Source organism: Pseudomonas sp. IPO3774, assembly GCF_013386835.1.
Classification (GTDB): Bacteria; Pseudomonadota; Gammaproteobacteria; order Pseudomonadales; family Pseudomonadaceae; genus Aquipseudomonas.
This window is the reverse complement of record NZ_JACAQY010000063.1, coordinates 1-18123: the sequence shown is the minus strand read 5'-3', so window position 1 is coordinate 18123 and position 18123 is coordinate 1. Positions and strand designations below refer to the sequence as shown.

Genomic DNA, 18123 nt, shown 5'->3' with positions numbered 1-18123 from the left:
ATCGGCATCGGCATCCGCGTCAGCATCCGCATCAGCGTCCGTATCATCAATATCAACAGCGATCACAGAAGCCGGAACAGACTCGTTGCCTGCTGCATCGGTCAATGTGACAGCCAGTGTTTCGCCGTTAACCTGAAGCGGATCCAGGGTGACTTGAAAATTACCGTCGTCGCCGACCGTGCCAGTGCCGATCACGTTGCCATCGGCGTCTTTCACGGTAACGGTCGCGCGCGGTTCGCCCTTGCCGGTGACGGTGCTGCCATCTTCGCCGACCACCAGGTTGGTTGGGGCATCCGGGGCGATGGTGTCCCCCGCGATGACGATGCCTGGCAGGGATTCCTTGCCCGAGAAGTTGCGCAGGAACACGCGTAGCCGCTCGCCATTGATGTGCAGCGAGTTCAGTTGCACCAGGAATGTGCCGTCATCTGCCACTGTTCCGCTGCCGACCACTTCACCAGCATCGTTGAGGACGATGACTTTGTGGGCCGCGGCGCCTTCACCGCTGAGCGTGTCACCCACGTCACTGATTGCCAGGTTGCGCGGCGCAAGCGGTGTCTCAATATCGGCGACAACCAGCGCACCCGGAGCCGACTCATTGCCGGCAGCGTCTTTGAGCGTGATCGCCAGGCTTTCGCCTTCGGACGCGGGTGTGTCGAGCGAAACCTGGAAATTGCCATCCGCGCCGACGGTGCCCGTACCGATCACGTTGCCGCTGGCATCCTTGATGCTCACGGCAGCGTTCGGTTCACCTTTACCGCTGACAGTTGCGCCATCGGCACTGATCACCAGGTTGGTCGGCGCATCCGGGGCGGTGCTGTCGCCAGCCACCACGGGGCTGGCGGACGATTCATTGCCGGCAGCATCCTTGAGGGTGACTTGCAGGGTTTCGCCATTGGTTTGCGCAGTTCCCAGGGTGACCTGGAAGTTGCCTTCAGCATCCACGGTGCCGGTGCCGAGGACCTCGCCATTGGCATCCTTGATGATCACGGTCGAATTAGGCTCGCCCTTACCGCTGACGGTTGTACCGTCTGCACTGACGGCCAAACCGTTCGGTGCGGCGGGGGCGGTTGTATCACCCGCTACCACAGACGCAGGTTGCGATTCCTGACCCGCTGCATCCTTGAGGACGACTTGCAGGGTTTCGCCATTGGTTTGCGGCTTGTTCAGGTTGACCTGGAAGTTGCCGTCGGTACCCACAGTGCCTGTGCCCAGTACGTTACCGGCGGCATCCTTGACCGTGACTGTGGTGCCAGGCTGACCTTTACCGCTGACCACCGTGCCCGCGCTGTTGACCGATAAACCGGTCGCAGCACCGGGTGCAGGAACTGGCGTTTGATGATGATGGCCACCACCACCGCCACCACCGCTCAATGCCGCGGCGGTACCGCCGACGGCGAGGATGCCCAAGCCCCACAGCACCCAGTCCGGCACCGCACTGTCAGCGGCAATGGCTGCCACACCCAGGTCGTCCAGGGTCGAGATTTCGGTGAAGTTGAAACCCGAATACGGCGTGGAATAGTTGCCGAGCAACAATGTTCCGTCGGCATTTTCCAGTACCAGTTGGTTAGCGGAGCCGTCGGCTCCCACCACAAAAAAGTTCTGAATGGTGATGGTTTCTCCAGACTTTAGAGTGACCACCAGGTTTTGGCCGGACTGTTGAAACGATTGAACGCTTTCTTGTCCGAACGGCAGTTTTACAATGCTGGTTCCCTTGAGGCTGGCGTTGCCAAAGGCATGCTCTGTCGCCGTCCCCGTTGCCTTGTCGACAATAGTTATGTTTTTCATCTCTCACCCGTTTTTTATATGGACACACGTATTTCAGCGCGAGCGAATGCCCACGACGGTAGTTACCGCCGAGCACGAAACTTTTTTTGCGTTTATATAGGACTGGTCAGGATTTACAGCGATCAACCGACGCCGGTTTCTTCACGACATTGCAGACCCACACGCGTGCGCTTGCAACACGCTGACACCGAATGAGGTGGCACATCCTTGGCGTCAGAATAAGCCTGCCCGGGCCTTGGGCTGGACTGCATCGCAGCCCAGAGGTCGAGCAACCGGGAGAGGTGGCGGGCCAGGATGCGGGCTTTTTCAAGTTCCAGGGCGGCCTCGTTCGATGAGGCCGATAGCCCTGGGAAACCCGATGTACGCATCCATTCGCTAGCCATCTCTGACACACCTGCACAACTTTGAAAGTACAACGCTTCGGCGGAAGTTATCGAGACGCAGCAACCATGACAACGCTCGCAAAACCGATACTAGCGAGGCAATAGTCAACATCAAAGAGAAATGTAAACACGCAATAAACATGGGTGTTTAATGAGGGAAGCCACGACAAACCGAACACACATAACCGAGAAATCAATTATAACGGCATGATAATAGAGTGCCGCATGGACACTCACCGAATGAATAACCCATGATCAAAAACATGATATTTCAGCGTCACACCTGAAACTTGTAAAAGTTTATTTCACAACTATAACAATGCAAAAAAACCTTATCCCTAGGCATTAGTCGACAAGTAATACCGCCCTCCCACAAACGTCGCGAAGGGGTTTATTCAGGCCAAAAAAAAGCACCAGTAGTGAGCTGGTGCTGGAAGGTCTACGCAGTAAAAAATCAGGGGCCCACAGTGAAGAAGGACAATCGCCCTACTTTGGTTTTCGATAGCTGTTGATGATCGCCGAGAAGTCCTTGCCCCCTTCCCCACGTTGGCTCATCGATTGATACAACTGCTGCGCCACTGCGCCGAGGATCACCGGCTGGTGTGCCTGGCGGGCCGCTTCAGTGGCCAGTCCCAGATCCTTGAGCATCAGTTCTGCACCAAACCCACCGGTATAACCCCGGGACGACGGCGCCGTCTCGATAATCCCGGGCCATGGGTTGTAGGTGTCCGAACTCCAGCAGCGCCCGGTGGAGCTGTTGATGATTCCCGCCAACACTTGGGTGTCGATGCCCAGCGCATCGCCCAGGGCCATGGCTTCGCTGACGCCGACCATGGTGATACCCAGCAGCAGGTTGTTGCAGATCTTGGCGATTTGCCCGGTGCCGACTTCGCCGCAATGGACGATGTTGCGGCCCATCTGCGCCAGCACCGGTTGCAGGGTGGCGAACAGTTCCGGGGTGGCGCCGACCATGAAGGTCAACGTCCCGGCCTGGGCACCGCCGGTGCCGCCGGACACTGGAGCATCCGCCATCACCACGCCTTGTTTCGCTGCCGCCGCCGCTACATCGCGGGCGGTCTGCGGGTCGATGGTGCTGCAATCCACCGCCGGCACGCCTTTGCCGATGCCGGCGAGCACGCCGTCTTCACCGAGCCACACACTGCGCACATGGGCCGCAGCCGGGAGCATGGTCACCACCAACTCGGCGCCTTCGGCTGCCGCGCGCGGTGAAGCGCTGATGGTGCCGCCCAGTTCCGCCAGTTCCTTGAGCACGGTCTGGTTCAGGTCGAACAGGTTCAGCGCATGGCCAGCCTTGATCAGGTTGCGCGCCATCGGCGCGCCCATGTTGCCCAGGCCGATAAATGCAATCTTCATGGTCGTCTCCTCGATCAGCGCAGGTTGATGGTGGTGTTGACGCCATCGTTGACGCTGTCGTCGTCGAACCAGCGGCTGGTGACGGTTTTGGTCTGGGTGTAGAACTGCACCACTTGCTTGCCGTACGGGCCCAGGTCGCCGAGTTTCGAACCACGGGAACCGGTGAAGCTGAAGAACGGAACCGGCACGGGGATCGGGATGTTGATGCCGACCTGGCCCACATCGATTTCGCTCTGGAATTTACGCGCCGCCGCGCCGCTCTGGGTGAACAGGCCGGTGCCGTTGCCGAACGGGTTGGCGTTGACCAGGGCGATGGCTTGGTCGAGGGTGTCGACTTCCAGCACCACCAGCACCGGGCCGAAGATTTCCTGGGTGTAGATCTGCATGTCGGTGGTCACGCCGGAGAACAGAGTTGGGCCGACGAAGTTACCGTCTTCGAAACCCGGCACCTTGATGCCGCGGCCATCCAGCTCCAGCTTGGCACCTTCTTTTACGCCGCTTTCGATCAGGTCGAGAATGCGTGCCTTGGCGCGCTTGGAGATTACCGGACCCACATCGGTACCGGCTTCGCTGCCGGCGTTCACCTTGAGCTTTTGCGCCAGGGCCTTGAGGTCCGGCAGCCATTGCTTGGCCGCGCCTACCAGCACCACCACGGAAGTCGCCATGCAACGCTGACCGGCCGCACCGAAACCGGCGCCGACCAGGGCGTTCAGGGTTTGTTCGCGATTGGCATCCGGCAGCACCACGGCGTGGTTCTTGGCACCCATCATCGATTGCACGCGCTTGCCATGTTTACCGGCGAGGTCGTAGACGTGAGTCCCCACGGCGGTCGAACCGACGAAGGATACGGCCTTGATATCTTTGTGGGTGCACAGCGCATCCACCACGTCCTTGCCGCCGTGAACGACGTTCAGCACGCCGGCTGGCACCCCGGCTTCCAGCGCCAGTTCAACCAGCAGCAAGGTCGACAGCGGGTCCTGTTCCGATGGCTTGAGTACGAACGTGTTACCGCAGGCAATGGCCATCGGGAACATCCACAGCGGAATCATTGCCGGGAAGTTGAACGGGGTGATGCCGGCGCACACGCCGATCGGCTGGCGCAGGGTGTAGGTATCCACACCGCCGGCGACGTTTTCAGCGAATTCGCCCATCTGCAGGGTGCCGATGGAGCACGCGTGCTCGACCACTTCCAGGCCACGGAAAATGTCGCCTTCAGCGTCGGCAATGGTCTTGCCCTGCTCGGCACTCAGGACCACGGCGATGCGCTTGGAGTGCTCGCGGATCAAGGCTTGCAGCTTGAGCATGATGCGCATGCGCGCACCGATCGGCGTCAGCTTCCAGGTCTGGAAGGCGCGATGGGCGGCGTCGATGGCAGCGTTGACTTCTTCAGGGGTGGAAAACGGTACGCGGGCCAGCACTTGCTGGGTAGCGGGGTTGACGATGTCTTGCCATTCGGTGGTCCTGGATTCGACCCACTCACCGTTGATCAGCAGCTTGACCTGTTTTACGGAAATATCGGCAGATGCGTTCATGTGGTCTCCAATTCTTGTAGGTATGCAGAGAACCAAGGCGTTGAATCGCCTTGAGGATGAGGCGTTCGGACTGTTTTTGGAGTATAGATGTGCAAACTTCTAATAAGAACGCACATAAAAGCCGGTCCAATATGCAAAAAAACATCACGTCACTGGGCTCCCTGAACTGGGATGACCTGAAGTTTTTCCTCGAAGTCGCGCGTACCCGCAAGGCCAGCGTCGCTGCCAAGCGCCTGGCGGTGGACTACACCACGGTGTCGCGGCGTATCAGTTCCCTTGAAGGATCGTTGGGCACTCTTCTGTTTGAAAAGTCCCGGACCAACGGCTTCGTATTGACCACCGAAGGCCAGCGCCTGCTGGGTTACGCCGAGTCCATCGAAAGCACGTTGCACATGGCCTGCGAACAGGTCTCCGGCTCCGGCGTGGCGCTGTCCGGCCATGTGCGTATGGGCTGCACCGAAGGGTTCGGCAGCTTCTTCGTTACCCCGCAACTGAGCCACTTCGTCGACACCTACCCGGCGATCTCGGTGGACATCCTGCCCCTGCCCCACTTCATCAGCCTGTCCAAGCGCGAGGCGGATATCGTCATCGCCCTGGAACGGCCGGAGCATGGGCCGTACGTGTGCTGCAAGCTGTGCGACTACAAGCTGCAGCTGTACGCGACGCAGGAATACCTGGACCAGCACCCGCCCATCCGCCGGGCAGCGGACCTGGCCGAGCATCCGTTTATCAGCTACGTGGATGATTTAGCGTTCAGTTCAGAGCTGCTGTACCTGGCCAATGTAGTGCCCGGCGCCAGCGCCAGTTTGCGCAGCACCAGCGTGATTGCGCAGTACGTGGCGGCGCAGCAAGGGCGTTCGCTGGCAATCCTGCCGTGTTTTTTGGCGGCACAGGACCCGCGATTGCTGCCGGTGCTTTCGAAGGAGATAAACATTACGCGGCAGTTCTGGATGTACTGCCGCGAGGACTTGAGGAAGTTGAAACGGATCACCCTGCTGTGGGATTACATCCGTGAGGTGACCGAGCAGAATCAGCCGTTGTTGATGGGGGAAACGCGGGAGATGGTGTTTGCCGATTAAATAAAATGTGGGAGCCGGGCTTGCCCGCGATAGCAGTGTGTCAGTCACCCAATACATCAACTGATCCACCGCCATCGCGGGCAAGCCCGGCTCCCACATTGATTGCATTCCAACTCGAACTGCCCGAAAGCCAGACTAGTCCGCAATCACCACAATCGACACCCGGCGATTCTCGGTGCGCCCGGCCGCTGTCGCGTTGGACGCCACCGGCTCGCTGCTGCCCAGCCCGCGCAGTTGTACGTTTTCTTCTTTCATCCCAACGCCTGCCAACACGTGCGCGACGCTTTTGGCTCGGCGCAGGGACAGTTGCTGGTTGTAGGTTTCCTTGCCCGAGGCGTCGGTGTGGCCGTCGACCCGCACGCGCTCAATGCCCACGCCCAGCAGCGCCTTGCCGATGCGCTGGACGATCTCGGTGCTGGGGGCATTCAGACTTTCGACGTCGCTGCCAAACAGCACCTTGCCCGAGAGGCCGAAGGCCCAGCCTTCGTCAGTCAGTTCAAAACCCTGCTGTTTGAGCACGGCGATTTGCGCCGGTGTCAGGCCTTTTGGCGGCGGGGTCTGGCAGCCGCTCAGGGCGAGCAGAGCCACGAGCAAGGTGATGAATAAAAAGCGTGCGGTCGAGAACAAGGGATCAACTCCTGTGTTGAACGTCGGCGGCGGGGGACTCCGATTCCGCCGTTTGCTGGCCACCCTGGGAAAGCCGTTTGGCCTGGTACATCGCCGCATCGGCGGCGTTGAGCAGGTTACCGGGGGTGGCGCCATGATCGGGGTAGACGGCGATGCCGATACTGAGTGAGGTCAATACGTGGGCGTCGCCGGGCAGCGCAATGGGCGCGTCCATGCTGGCGATGATTTTTTCGGCAATGCGCTGGGCGTCCTCAAGTCGGTGCAGAGGCGACAGCAAGATGGCGAATTCATCGCCGCCCAGGCGTGCCACCAGGTCGTCTTCACGCAGTTGCGCACGAATGCGCGTAGCCACTGCCACCAATACCGCATCGCCGGCGGCGTGGCCAAAGTTGTCGTTGATGTCTTTAAAGCGGTCGCTGTCGAGGAACAAGACCGCTACTTTCTCGTTGAGCTTGGCGGCGCTGCGCAGGGCGCGGATCAGCCGACCTTCGAAGAACGCACGGTTGGGCAGCCCGGTCAGGCTGTCGTGGCTGGCCTGGTGGGCGAGGGTTTCGTTTTCGCTTTGCAGGTGGGTCTGCCAGGCCTCCAGTTCGTCGAGCAGGGCATTGAAGTCATTGCCCAGGCTGTCGAGTTCGGCGATTTTCGCCGGCGGTACGCGTCGGTCAAAGGCCCGCTCGCTTCGGGCGGCGTGGGCCACCGAGGCCAGGCTGTGCAACGGCCCGGTGATGCCGCGTAACAAACGCCGCGCCAGGTACAGTGCAACCCAGGCGCTGAGGGCGGTGCACACCAGAATCCCGGCCAGGCCGCTGAGCAGGAAGCGCAACAGGCTGCCGCCGTGGCCGGTCAGGTGCACGCTGCCGATAACCTGGCCCTGGTGCAGGATCGGCTGGGTGATGGGCTGTTCGAGCAGGGCATGCGCCAACTGCAGCTCAATCATCGACAGCATCCCGGTTTCAGGGCGCTCCCAGTGGGCCAGTTGCTTGCCGTCGACGTTGAAGACTTCCGCCTCGGCCACTTCTTCCTCCGAGGCGATCACGCCCAACGCCTCGGTGGCCGCCGCGCTGTCGTTGAACACCACGGCCGCTTCCACGGTGTAGTTGATGGAGCGGGCGATCAGGTGCAGATTGTGGTCGGCATACACCCGCAGCGCGAGCACGCCGAGCAGGGTCAGGGAGATACTGGCCATGCTGACCGCCATCAGCGCCAGGCTCAGGTGCCCGCGCCCGATCACTGAACGCAAGGTAGGACGCACTGGCGCCTTATCGACACTCATGACCCCGGCGCTCGACGTCGGGACAGTTGCAGCACACTCGGATGAATGCGCACACCGCTACGGGCAACGGAATCCAGGTTGACCTCGAACGACACCTGCTCGTCGGCTACCCGCAGGCAGAACAGGCTGCCCACGGTGCATTGGTCGCCGCCTTCGCTGATGCTGAGCACCGGATGGCCGATCAATGCCGCGAACAGGCGGCTGCGCTCGTCGCTGGTCAATTGGCCGATGTACACGGCATCGCAGGCATTGGCGATGTCTGGATGGTCGGCCAGCAAACGCTGCACCACTACCGGACGGCCGGTAGCCTGGGTGGTGCCTTTGACCAGGTCATCGGTGTATTGGGTTGGCCCGACGATGCACAAACGCAATTGCGCGGGCTCTACCGGCCAGCGGGCGTAACTGAGAATTCCCAGGACCACTTGGGTGACGGCCTTGGCCCGCTGATCGGCCATGCCGGCAGGCGGCTGGGCAAAAACGAGGGGCGTGAACACGCACAGAAGCGCCAACAGCAGCATTCGTCTCCAGCTCAAACTTCGCTCTGTGGGCGAGACAGCCACGTTCATGCAGCGATTCTCTTTGATCTTCTCGGGATGATGCCGCAACGATAGCACAACGGCGGAAAACCCCCGAGGCGACACCCAGGAGGATTCCGACATTTTATTAAGAAAAATCACACATTTGGATCAGAAAATTTAGATGACTCATTGGTCAGCTTCTTTGACGATCAAGTGCCCAGTTCCAGCATCAGCCCACTCAAGCGTTTCACCTTGCGGCTCACCGCCTCTTCGAATACGCCACCCCGGGGTTCGATCAGGCTGAACCAGTCCTTGGCGCGGGTGATGCCGGTGTAGATCAGCTCTTTGGTAAGCACCGGGTTCAAGGCGTCCGGCAAAATCAGTGCGGTGTGGGTGAATTCAGAGCCCTGAGATTTGTGCACCGTCATCGCGTAGACGGTTTCGACGTCGTTGAGCCGGCTGGGCAACACAAACCGTACGCCGCCCTGGCCATCGTTGCGCGGGAACGCGACGCGCAGAACCTGCGGCCCGCCGTCGCTTTCGGGCAGCTTGAGGGCGATACCGATATCGCCGTTCATCAGGCCCAGGCCGTAATCGTTGCGAGTCATCAACACCGGGCGCCCTTCGTACCATTGCTGGTCGCTGTCGATCAGCCGAGCCTTGAGCAGCGCGGCGGTAATGCGCAGGTTCAGGCCCTCCACGCCCCATGGGCCCTTGCGTACGGCGCAGAGCAGCTGGAAAGCGTCGAAGGCTTTCAGCAGCTTTTGCGCCCAGAGCGTCCAGGCCTCGTCATCCCGTGGCGTCTCCAGGGACGGACGCGCGGTCTGCAGCAGTTTCAGGTAATGGCGATAACCGTGGGCACCGTCGCCATGGCCGTCCAGCACCAGGCGCTCCAGGGCATGGTCCTGCTCGCCCTTGAGGCTGACGCAAAACAGGTCGGCATGGCTGCGGGCAGCCAGCAGTTTGCGGGCCTGCTCAGGGTTTTGCTGGTTGACCCAGCGGGCCAGCTGGCCAATGCCGCTGCCTTCGCCGAAACGCCGCGAGTAACGCAGCATCACCACTTGTTGCGCCAAGGGGTGGCTACCGTCGAGGTCTTCCTGCAGGCCGCTGGCGCCGAGGTCTTCGCCGCTGACCTGTTGCAGCCACTGGCGGGTTTGCGGGCTGTAGAAACCGGCTTCGGCGTCGCGGCACAAATCCCCCAGCACCGCCCCGGCTTCAACCGAGGCCAACTGGTCCTTGTCACCCAGCAGCACCAGGCGAGCATGGGGTGGCAAGGCGTCCAGCAGGTTAGCCATCATTTCCAGGTCGATCATCGAGGCTTCGTCTACCACCAGCACATCCAGGGGCAACGGATTGCCGATGTGATGCCGGAAGTGTCGGGTGCCGGGACGGCTGCCGAGCAAACGGTGAACGGTGGTGACCTGGGTCGGGATTTTGTCCTTCACCGCCTCAGGCACTTTCAGCGACAGCACTTGCTGGCTGATGGACTCGGTCAAGCGCGCGGCCGCCTTGCCGGTGGGCGCCGCCAGACGGATGCGCAACGCGCTGCCCGCTTCCACGGCGGGGGCCTGCAACAGCGCAAGCAAACGCACCACCGTGGTGGTCTTGCCGGTACCCGGCCCGCCGGTGACGATGCTGAATGCACCGCGGGTGGCCAAGGCGCAGGCGAGTTTTTGCCAGTCGACAACACCGTCTGGCGGGGCCTGGTCGAACAGGCGATTCAGGCGTTCGGGCAGATCGGCGGCAACGCTTTCCCGGGTGGCGAGTCGCAGGCGCAAAGCGCTGTCGATACGCCGTTCGTAGGTCCAGTAGCGGCGCAAGTACAGGCGTTTGCCCGACAGCACCAGTGGCCGGCTTTGCGCCTCCTCGCTGCCGTCGACGGCCAGTGCCACCAGACGGCTGGCGGCCAGGGCATGGCACCAATGGGCGCCGTCCAGGCCGTCGAGCAACTGTGATGGCAGTAGCATGACGCCGGTTTGCACATCGCCTTCGGGTGGCAGCGACAGAGCGAAATCCGGGGCCTTGAGGGTTTCGAACAGGTCCAGGCATACATGGCCATGGCCCAGTTGGTGGCTGGTCAGGGCCGCGGCCAGCAGGACTAAAGGATCAGCCTGCGGATCGAGTTCGTGGAGGAAGCCGACAAAGGCCTTGTCCAGCGCGCGCAACCAGCCGCGCTGCACCCAGAGATCGAGCAGTTGCACCAGGTCGGCGGCGCGGCTGAGGGGCGTCAGCTCCTCAAGCGGTAACGGCGACAGGCTCATAGCAGCTCTCCTTGTTCCCAGGCGGGCTCGGCCTTGGGTGGCAGCGGTTTGCCCTGGAACAGCAGGTCCAGGCTTTCGATCAATTCCCGGGGTGGTCGGGTGAAATACGCGCCCTGGCTCGCGGAATGGGTGCCCCGCAGGAACAGGTACAACGCGCCGCCGACGTGACGGTCGTAGTCGTAATCCGGCAGCCGCGCCTTCAGCTGGCGATGCAGGGCCAGCAGGTAAAGTACGTATTGCAGGTCGTAACGATGGTCGAGGATCGACAGTTCCATGGCCTGCTGTGTGTAGGCCGAATCATCGGGACCAAGCCAATTGGATTTGTAGTCGGCCACGTAGTAGCGGCCTTCGTGCTCAAAGGTCAGGTCGATAAAACCCTTGAACATGCCGTTGAGCAGCACCGGTTCGGCGGCCACGCGGGATACGCCATTGTGAGTGTGCTGGCACACCAGTTTGTCGAGTGCGAGGACGTCGACCTTGTGGCTGGCAAACCAGAACTCCATTTCGATCTGGTACTGCCGCAACTCGCTAAGGGCCACCTGCCCGTTGCCCAGCGGCAACCGGGCTTGCAACAGATGCCCGAGCCAACCGCCGAGTGTGCCGATCCAGCCTTCCCAGCCGCGTCGGTTGCAGCGGCGGGCGACCGCATCTTCGATGGCCTCCGGGGTAACATTGAAGCCTTCGCCGCCCGCCCATTCCAGCAGGCCATGGAGAAAGGTGCCGGGATTCGGCCCGCGTGGGAAACGGTGAATATCGCCACCGGAAGCCGGCACTTCGCGTGGGGCATCCGGGTCGAGGCGTTCGTCATCGAACAGCTTCTGCGCTTGTGGGCTTTCCGGCGCTTCGAGGCTCGCCGCACTCATGCTCTCGCCGATACGCAGCGCACTGTAGGAAGCGATCCACCAGTTTTCTGCCGCCTTGCGCTTGGGCAGCAGCGGCGCGAGCAAGGTGGCTTCGTTACGCGGCGGGTGGAATACGACCGCATCGGCCTCGGGCATTTCTGCGTAATGCAGTGCCGGGCAACCTTCCTGCAGGTCAAGCAACCAGCGGGCCAGGCCGCCGGACTCGCCAAGTGAAGCGCCGCCGCCGAGCAAGTAGCCCAGGGCCGACAGGTGCAGCACCGAGCTGTTGTTATTGCCACGCTTGAGGTCGGCGATGCCCAGCCAGCAGGCGTGTTTGGCGCGGGTCAGCGCCACGTAAAACAGACGCAAGTCTTCGGCCAGCCGTTCATCGTCGGCTTGGGCGATCAACTCGGCGGTGGGCCTGAGGCTGACCTGGGATTTGCCGTTTGCGTCGTGGTAATGCAACGGCAGACGGCTGCCATCCACCGGTTTTGCCGAGCAAATGAACGGCAGGAAAACCAGGTCGTATTCCAGCCCCTTGGATTTGTGGATCGTTACCACTTTGACCAGTTGTTCATCACTTTCCAGGCGCAGGATCTGCTCTTCACCGGCCTGGCCGGAAAGCGCGAGATGTTCGGCCAGATGGCGAATCAGCGCTTGTTCACCGTCCAGCTCTGCGGCCGCCTGTTGCAGCAATTCCGAGAGGTGCAACAGGTTGGTCAATACCCGCTCGCCATCGCTGCGCGTGATCAGGGTTTGCGGCAATTTGAAGTCGTGCAACAGGCGCCGCAGCATCGGCAGCACGCCTTGGGTGCGCCAGATCGTACGGTAATCGCGGAACTGCATTACGCGTTGTTCCCACGCCAGTTCGTCCTGGTTCAGACGCTCCAGTTCGGGCAGCGACAGATTCAAGGTGACGCAAGCCAGGGCGGCGCGCAGTGGGCGCTCGACGTCCGGCTCGGCACAGGCCTTGAGCCAGGCCAGCAGGTCGTGGGCTTCCTGGGCGGCGAACACGGAATCCTTATCGGAGAGGTAAACGCTGCGCACGCCACGGGCAGCCAGTTCACCGCGCACGGCCTGGGCTTCCTTGCCGTCACGCACGAGGATGGCGATGTCTGACGGCAGCACGCCTTTGAAGCTAGCGTCTTTGCCGAGGAATCCGGCAGTTCCCTGCTGGCCGCCATTGAGTAACGCGACGATTTGACTGGCACAGGACGCGGCCAACTGTTGGCGGTAGAGCACGCCGGAGATCGGCTGGTCGGTGGGTAGATGCCAGAGATTCAGCGCAGGCAACGTCTGACCGTTGACCTGCAGTTGTTCCTTACGGCCTTGGGACAATACCGACTGGAACGGCACCGGATTCGTACCGTCTGGTTCACGGAACAGGAACGCTCCACGGCCTTTTTCTGCGCGCTGGAATACGTGGTTTACCGCCTCGACCATGGCGTGGCTCGAACGGAAGTTGGTGCCCAGGGTGTGATGGCGGCCGGTGGTGGACTGGCGCGCGCGCAGGTAGGTGTAGATGTCGGCGCCACGGAAGGCGTAGATCGCCTGCTTTGGGTCGCCGATCAGGAACAGGCCGCTGTCGAGGTGGTTTTCTTCGATGCGGTAGATGCTGTCGAAGATGCTGTATTGCACCGGGTCGGTGTCCTGGAATTCGTCGATCAGGGCGACCGGGAATTGCTCGCGGATCACGCTGGCCAAACGCTCGCCGCCGTCGGCTTGCAGGGCGGCGTTGAGGCGGATCAGCATGTCGTCGAAGCCCATTTCGGCGCGCCGGCGCTTTTCTTCTTCGAAGCGTTTTCCCACCCAGCCGGCGGCGTGTTGCAGCACAGCAGCATCGGGCGTTGGCAGGGCGTCGAGGCTGGCCTTGAGACTGGCCATGGCGTCGATACCCGGATGGCGTGGTGGTTCGCCTTTCCAGGCTTCGGCCATGCCGTCGGGGGTCAGGCGGGTGAAACCGGTGCCGATGTCCAGTTGTTCGAGAGACTCGTCAGCTGCCCAGGCGCTGATTTTTTCGAACCAGGGTTCGAAGTAACGGGCTTGCATCTTGCGACCATCGACGGCTTTGGCGGCGACGGCCTGCAGGCAAATGTTGCGCAATTCTTCTGCCCATTGTTGCCAGGGTGCCTTGAGCGCGACGAGTGCTTGGCGGCGCTCTTGCAGGCATTCGTTGATCAGCTCGGCGGGGTCGCGCGTTTCATCCGTGGGCCGCTCGCTGCCGAACAGCGCGCGTACCCGTGGCATCAGGGCCGCCGGGCCGCCCCAATTGTTGCGCACCCAGTTCAGCGCATCGTCGTGCATCGGGTAGCAGAACAGCCGCCAGTAGTCGCGCAGCACTTCGCCGAGCAGGTCGCTGTGGTCGGTCTCCAGGGTCTGGGTGAACAGGCTGCCGCTGTCGAAGGCGTGCTCGCGCAGCATACGCTGGCACCAGCTGTGAATGGTCGAGACGGCGGCTTCATCCATCCACTGGGCGGCGATGTCCAGGCGATTGGCACAGCCGGGCCATTGTTCGGGGCTGTATTGGTCGCGCAGTTCGGCGATCAACGCGTCGGGTTCTTCGATTTCTTCGCGGAAAAAACGCGCGGCTTCTGCCAGGCGGATTCGGATGCGTTCACGCAGCTCTTTGGTGGCGGCATCAGTGAAGGTCACGACGAGAATTTGCGGCGGCAGCAACTCGCGGCCGAAACCCGATTCGTCACCTCCGTGGCCGAGTACCAGACGCAGGTAGAGCGCCGAGATGGTAAATGTCTTGCCTGTGCCGGCACTGGCTTCGATCAGTTGGCTACCCTTGAGCGGGAAGGCCAGGGCCAGGGGTTTTGTACCGCTCATGCGCTGGCCTCCGCGCTGGTGAGTGATCGCCAGGGAGCGTTGATCAACGGTCGATAGAGGGTTTCGCACCAGCCTTCGAACTCTTCGCTGGCCATCAAGGCGGCGTAGTCGGGGAACTGTCGGATGAGCGCAGGGCTTTCACGGCGCTCGCCGTCGCTGGTTTGGCCGTCGCCTTCGTAGGCTTTGCTGGCGGCGGCTTGCGCTTTGGCCGGGTCGGTTTGACCGAGCCAGGCGAATGCGGTTTTAACGGCGACCGGCAGTGGTTCGCTCATGCCGGTTTTCCAGGCGAGCAGCAGGTTGCCGAGGAGCTCCCGGGCTGTGGCTTGCTCAAGTGGGGCCAATAGCAGTGTGTCGTCGCTGGCGACCAGGCCGGTACTTAACGGAAGACCGCAGGCACAGGCCACCAGGTGGTTGACCCATGGGCGAATCAGGCGATGCCACTTACGGGTCTTGATCGAGCCGATGCTGTTGGGGATGGCGGTGACGCTTAGAAAGCCGCCATCACTGCGTTGATGCAGGCCACTGATCCAACCTTCCAGCTGGATGCCTTGATGCTCAAAACTGATCGGTTCGGCGCTGGTGTGCGCAGTGGGCCAGAGTGCCAGGAGTTGCTGGTAACGCTGCAACAGGTCGGGCAGAGGCTCGATCAGTTCTTTGCGCAGGCATTCGCCGAAACCAACCATCGGCAACAAGCCACTGCCTTGCAGACGCAGGGCCTGGGCGTTGAGGGCTTCGTCAAGGTTGTCGGGGCGGGTGAGTGCCGCCGTGAGCAAACTGTCGCTCAGGTTATAGCGCTGCAGTGCATCGAGGACGAAGGGTTCTTCATCTTCCAGCGGGACTTCGGCGGCGTCGAAAAACACTTTCAGGCGCTGGCTGAAAAAGTGTTTGACCGGGTTGCGCAGGAAGTCTTGCAGTTGGCCGAGGCTCAGCGGTTCTTCCTGGGTGTAGGGTGCGAGGCTGCCGGTATCGGGCACGCTGTCCGGGGTTGCGTGGAGCAACTGCCATTCGCGGGCGTAGCTGAACAGCTTGTCACCTTCATGGAAGTAGCGGGCGCTGAAGGGCTGGAGCGGGTGTTCCTGGGTGGTGGCTTCCAGGAGTGGTTCGCCACTGGTGGTGTGCCAGCCGCTGGCAATGTGGTCGCGCAACTGCCCGATCAGGACCGATGCCGGGCGGTCACTGTTGTCGCGGATACTGCGGCCGACCCAACTGATGTAGAGCTGGTCGCGGGCGGAGAGCAGGGCTTCGAGCAACAGGTAGCGGTCGTCTTCGCGGCGTGACCGATCGCCTGGGCGGTAGTCGCTGCCCATCAGGTCGAAGTCCAGCGGCGGTTGCGCGCGTGGGTAGTCGCCATCGTTCATGCCGAGTAGGCAAACCAGCTTGAACGGGATCGCGCGCATGGGCATCAAGGTACAAAAATTGACAGCTCCCGCGAGGAAGCGCTGGGACAGCCGCCCTTGGTCGAGGCCTGCCAGCCAGGCCTCGCGGACTACGGTCAGGGGTAATTCGTCATGCAGGCCGACGGACTCGCAGGTCTCCAGCCAGGTTTCTCTCAATTGCTCGAGTTGACCCAACAGGTAGTCGTCGTGCTCGTTGCTCGGGAGGAAGAACAACTGCATCAGGTTTTGCAGGCGCTCGCCCCACTCTGTCGGCGCGGCAGGTTGCGAAAGTGCCTGGTGGGCGTCGTGCAGCGCATCGAGCAGTGCGACCAGCGGTCCTATCAAGGCAGCATCGAGGCCGCCGATTTCATCGTACGGCTCGATGCCATCGCAGGCAGAGCCCGTACCGACGGCGTAGCCCAGGAGCATGCGACGCAGGCCGAACCGCCAGCTGTTTTGCTCCAGCTCCTGGGGTAAGCCGAGGCCGGCGCGTTGTTCGGCGTTGAGGCCCCAACGGATACCGGCGCCTTCGATCCAGCGGTGCAGGGTCGGCAGGTCGCGTTCCTTGATGGCGAAGCGTTCCCGCAGGGCCGGGACGTCGAGCAGGTCGAGGATTTCGCTGACCGGAAAGCGGCTGTCCGGGAGCTTGAGCAGGTGCTCGACGGCGATCAGTAACGGATCGCGGCCACGCTGGCCCTGGTCCGTAAGCGTGAACGGAATGAAGCGTAGGTCGCTTCTTTCAAGCTGGCCGAATACGGCGCGAATATGCGGCGCGTAGCTGTCGACGTCGGGGACCATGACGATGATGTCCCGTGGGCGCAGCGTGGGGTCGGCGCTGAAGCGCTGCAGTAACTGGTCGTGAAGAACTTCAACTTCGCGTTGGGCACTGTGGGCGATGTGGAAGCGAATGGAAGTGTCGCGCGCCAGGTCGACGCTTGGCCAGAGTTCACGGGTTTCGTTGAGGGGGCGCAGTTCGAGGATGTCGTCCTGGAGTTGGTTGAGCACGGTGGTGGGCTCGCTCTCGCTGAACAGGTCGATACGACCGTCACGGAATGCCGAGCGGTAACTGTTGGGGTCGTCGTAGCTGTCCAACAGGTTGATGTAGTCGCGACCTTGCTTACCCCAGGCAGCGAGCAGCGGGTGGGCGTGCTGATGCAGGGTTTGCGGGTCGATGGTGACCGGCATTCCGGCCTTGCGTGCCTGGCGCTTGTATTCGTTTCGGAGCAGGTCTTTGTCGGCGACGATGTCGGACCAGTGATGGCGACAAGGGTTGTGCACACACAGCAGCACCTGGCTGAAACGGGCGAGGCCGGCAAGGGCTTCCAGCGCTTGGGCTGGCAAGGAGGAAATGCCGAACACGATCACGCGGGAGGGCAGGCCTATCGGTGCCTGCTCCAGGCTATTGATGCGCTCGATAAAGCGTTGGTGAACTCCGGCGCGACTTTGAGCCATGCCCTCCTCTCCTACGTCCAACAGCAGGGCGCGCCATAGCTCGGCTTGCCAGCAGTTGGCCGGACTCAAAGGTTTGGATTCGCCACGGCCATTGCGCAGTTGATGGCGACCGGCAGCCCAATCTTCCAGCCAGTCGGCACGGTAGACCTGGTATTGGTCGAACAGGTCGGCGAGGCGTTCCGCGAGTTGGTAGCGTTTGCGCAGATCCGTATCGTGGGTCAGGAAGCGTTGCAGGGGTTCGAAATGGGGCTGATCGATCAGCTCGGGGAGCAGGCGCATGAGGCGCCAGGTCAGTGGGGCTTTATCCAGCAGGGATTTGGGCGGGATCTCGTCTTTGCCCAGGACCATGCGATAGAGCTGCCACATAAAGCTGCCGGGAAGCTGCACATCAATAGCGGCAGCGATGCCGCAACCGCCCATGTCGTCGTCTTCAGGGTCTTCAGCCAGCGCCAGTTTCAGCCACTGGGCAATACCGTTGCTTTGTACCAGGGCGATTTCGTTTTCCAGGGGAGCCAGCGGGTAACGGCGCATCCAGCTGACAACCAGGCTGCGCAGTTCATCCAGGCGGTTGCCGTGAACCACCATGAATCCAGCACTGAGGGACGTCGCATCCGGCATAACGGCTTCCTTGGGAAAAGCAAAATCGAGGGATGGACTTTAGCATTGAAGACAATCGTAGGCTGCAAGTGAGGAACACTTGGAGACGCTCGCCATACTTTCCGACCGCGCAAAACAAAACCCCTGACTGCATAAGCAATCAGGGGTTTCGGAATTTAATCTTGACGATGA

General features: G+C 61.6%; 10 protein-coding genes. 1 reads left to right on the top strand and 9 read right to left on the bottom strand.

Going from position 1 to position 18123, the window contains the following annotated elements:
• The 3 genes from HYE77_RS28645 to HYE77_RS28635 all read right to left on the bottom strand — a co-directional run.
• Nucleotides 1-1785: Ig-like domain-containing protein (locus HYE77_RS28645; protein WP_177070137.1), on the bottom strand; the 1785-nt coding region annotated here is incomplete at its 3' end.
• Nucleotides 1786-2654: 869 nt separating this feature from the next.
• The gene (gene mmsB, locus HYE77_RS28640) at nucleotides 2655-3542 is read right to left on the bottom strand and encodes a 3-hydroxyisobutyrate dehydrogenase (RefSeq protein ID WP_003214181.1); all 888 of its coding nucleotides are present in this window, start codon (nucleotides 3540-3542) and stop codon (nucleotides 2655-2657) included.
• A gap of 14 nt (nucleotides 3543-3556) precedes the next feature.
• Nucleotides 3557-5074: a CoA-acylating methylmalonate-semialdehyde dehydrogenase gene (locus tag HYE77_RS28635; RefSeq protein ID WP_008430611.1), complete on the bottom strand. Its 1518-nt coding sequence runs from the start codon at nucleotides 5072-5074 to the stop codon at nucleotides 3557-3559.
• A 131-nt stretch (nucleotides 5075-5205) separates the two neighbouring features.
• Here HYE77_RS28635 and HYE77_RS28630 point away from each other — a divergent pair, with 131 nt between their 5' ends.
• Nucleotides 5206-6153 carry a LysR family transcriptional regulator gene (locus tag HYE77_RS28630; protein WP_087694895.1) on the top strand — a complete coding sequence of 316 codons (948 nt, stop codon included), beginning with the start codon at nucleotides 5206-5208 and terminating at the stop codon, nucleotides 6151-6153.
• Between the two features lie 135 nt (nucleotides 6154-6288).
• Here HYE77_RS28630 and HYE77_RS28625 read toward each other — a convergent pair whose 3' ends face one another.
• From HYE77_RS28625 to recC, 6 genes are all read right to left on the bottom strand, one after another.
• The gene (locus HYE77_RS28625) at nucleotides 6289-6780 is read right to left on the bottom strand and encodes an OmpA family protein (protein WP_003214188.1); all 492 of its coding nucleotides are present in this window, start codon (nucleotides 6778-6780) and stop codon (nucleotides 6289-6291) included.
• 4 nt (nucleotides 6781-6784) lie between these two features.
• Nucleotides 6785-8053 carry a diguanylate cyclase domain-containing protein gene (locus HYE77_RS28620; protein ID WP_003214191.1) on the bottom strand — a complete coding sequence of 423 codons (1269 nt, stop codon included), beginning with the start codon at nucleotides 8051-8053 and terminating at the stop codon, nucleotides 6785-6787.
• A complete protein-coding gene (locus tag HYE77_RS28615; protein ID WP_032898591.1) occupies nucleotides 8050-8619 on the bottom strand; it encodes a YfiR family protein in 570 nt (189 codons plus the stop codon). Before HYE77_RS28615 ends, HYE77_RS28620 begins: the two co-directional genes overlap by 4 nt.
• A gap of 161 nt (nucleotides 8620-8780) precedes the next feature.
• Nucleotides 8781-10832: an exodeoxyribonuclease V subunit alpha gene (gene recD, locus HYE77_RS28610; protein ID WP_177070127.1), complete on the bottom strand. Its 2052-nt coding sequence runs from the start codon at nucleotides 10830-10832 to the stop codon at nucleotides 8781-8783.
• On the bottom strand, nucleotides 10829-14506 hold the full coding sequence (gene recB / locus HYE77_RS28605) for an exodeoxyribonuclease V subunit beta (RefSeq protein ID WP_177029441.1): 3678 nt from the start codon (nucleotides 14504-14506) through the stop codon (nucleotides 10829-10831). Before recB ends, recD begins: the two co-directional genes overlap by 4 nt.
• Complete coding sequence (gene recC / locus HYE77_RS28600) at nucleotides 14503-17952, bottom strand: exodeoxyribonuclease V subunit gamma (RefSeq protein ID WP_177070125.1); 3450 nt, start codon at nucleotides 17950-17952, stop codon at nucleotides 14503-14505. The genes recB and recC overlap by 4 nt, the downstream gene beginning before the upstream one ends.
• Between the last annotated feature and the right edge of the window lie 171 nt (nucleotides 17953-18123).

What these genes read in the sequence shown, in the direction of transcription:
- mmsB (WP_003214181.1), bottom strand. Translation starts at nt 3,542, where the DNA reads ATGAAGATTGCATTTATCGGCCTGGGCAACATGGGCGCGCCGATGGCG.
- HYE77_RS28635 (WP_008430611.1), bottom strand. Translation starts at nt 5,074, where the DNA reads ATGAACGCATCTGCCGATATTTCCGTAAAACAGGTCAAGCTGCTGATC.
- HYE77_RS28630 (WP_087694895.1), top strand. Translation starts at nt 5,206, where the DNA reads ATGCAAAAAAACATCACGTCACTGGGCTCCCTGAACTGGGATGACCTG.
- HYE77_RS28620 (WP_003214191.1), bottom strand. Translation starts at nt 8,053, where the DNA reads ATGAGTGTCGATAAGGCGCCAGTGCGTCCTACCTTGCGTTCAGTGATC.
- HYE77_RS28615 (WP_032898591.1), bottom strand. Translation starts at nt 8,619, where the DNA reads ATGAACGTGGCTGTCTCGCCCACAGAGCGAAGTTTGAGCTGGAGACGA.
- recD (WP_177070127.1), bottom strand. Translation starts at nt 10,832, where the DNA reads ATGAGCCTGTCGCCGTTACCGCTTGAGGAGCTGACGCCCCTCAGCCGC.
- recB (WP_177029441.1), bottom strand. Translation starts at nt 14,506, where the DNA reads ATGAGCGGTACAAAACCCCTGGCCCTGGCCTTCCCGCTCAAGGGTAGC.
- recC (WP_177070125.1), bottom strand. Translation starts at nt 17,952, where the DNA reads ATGCCGGATGCGACGTCCCTCAGTGCTGGATTCATGGTGGTTCACGGC.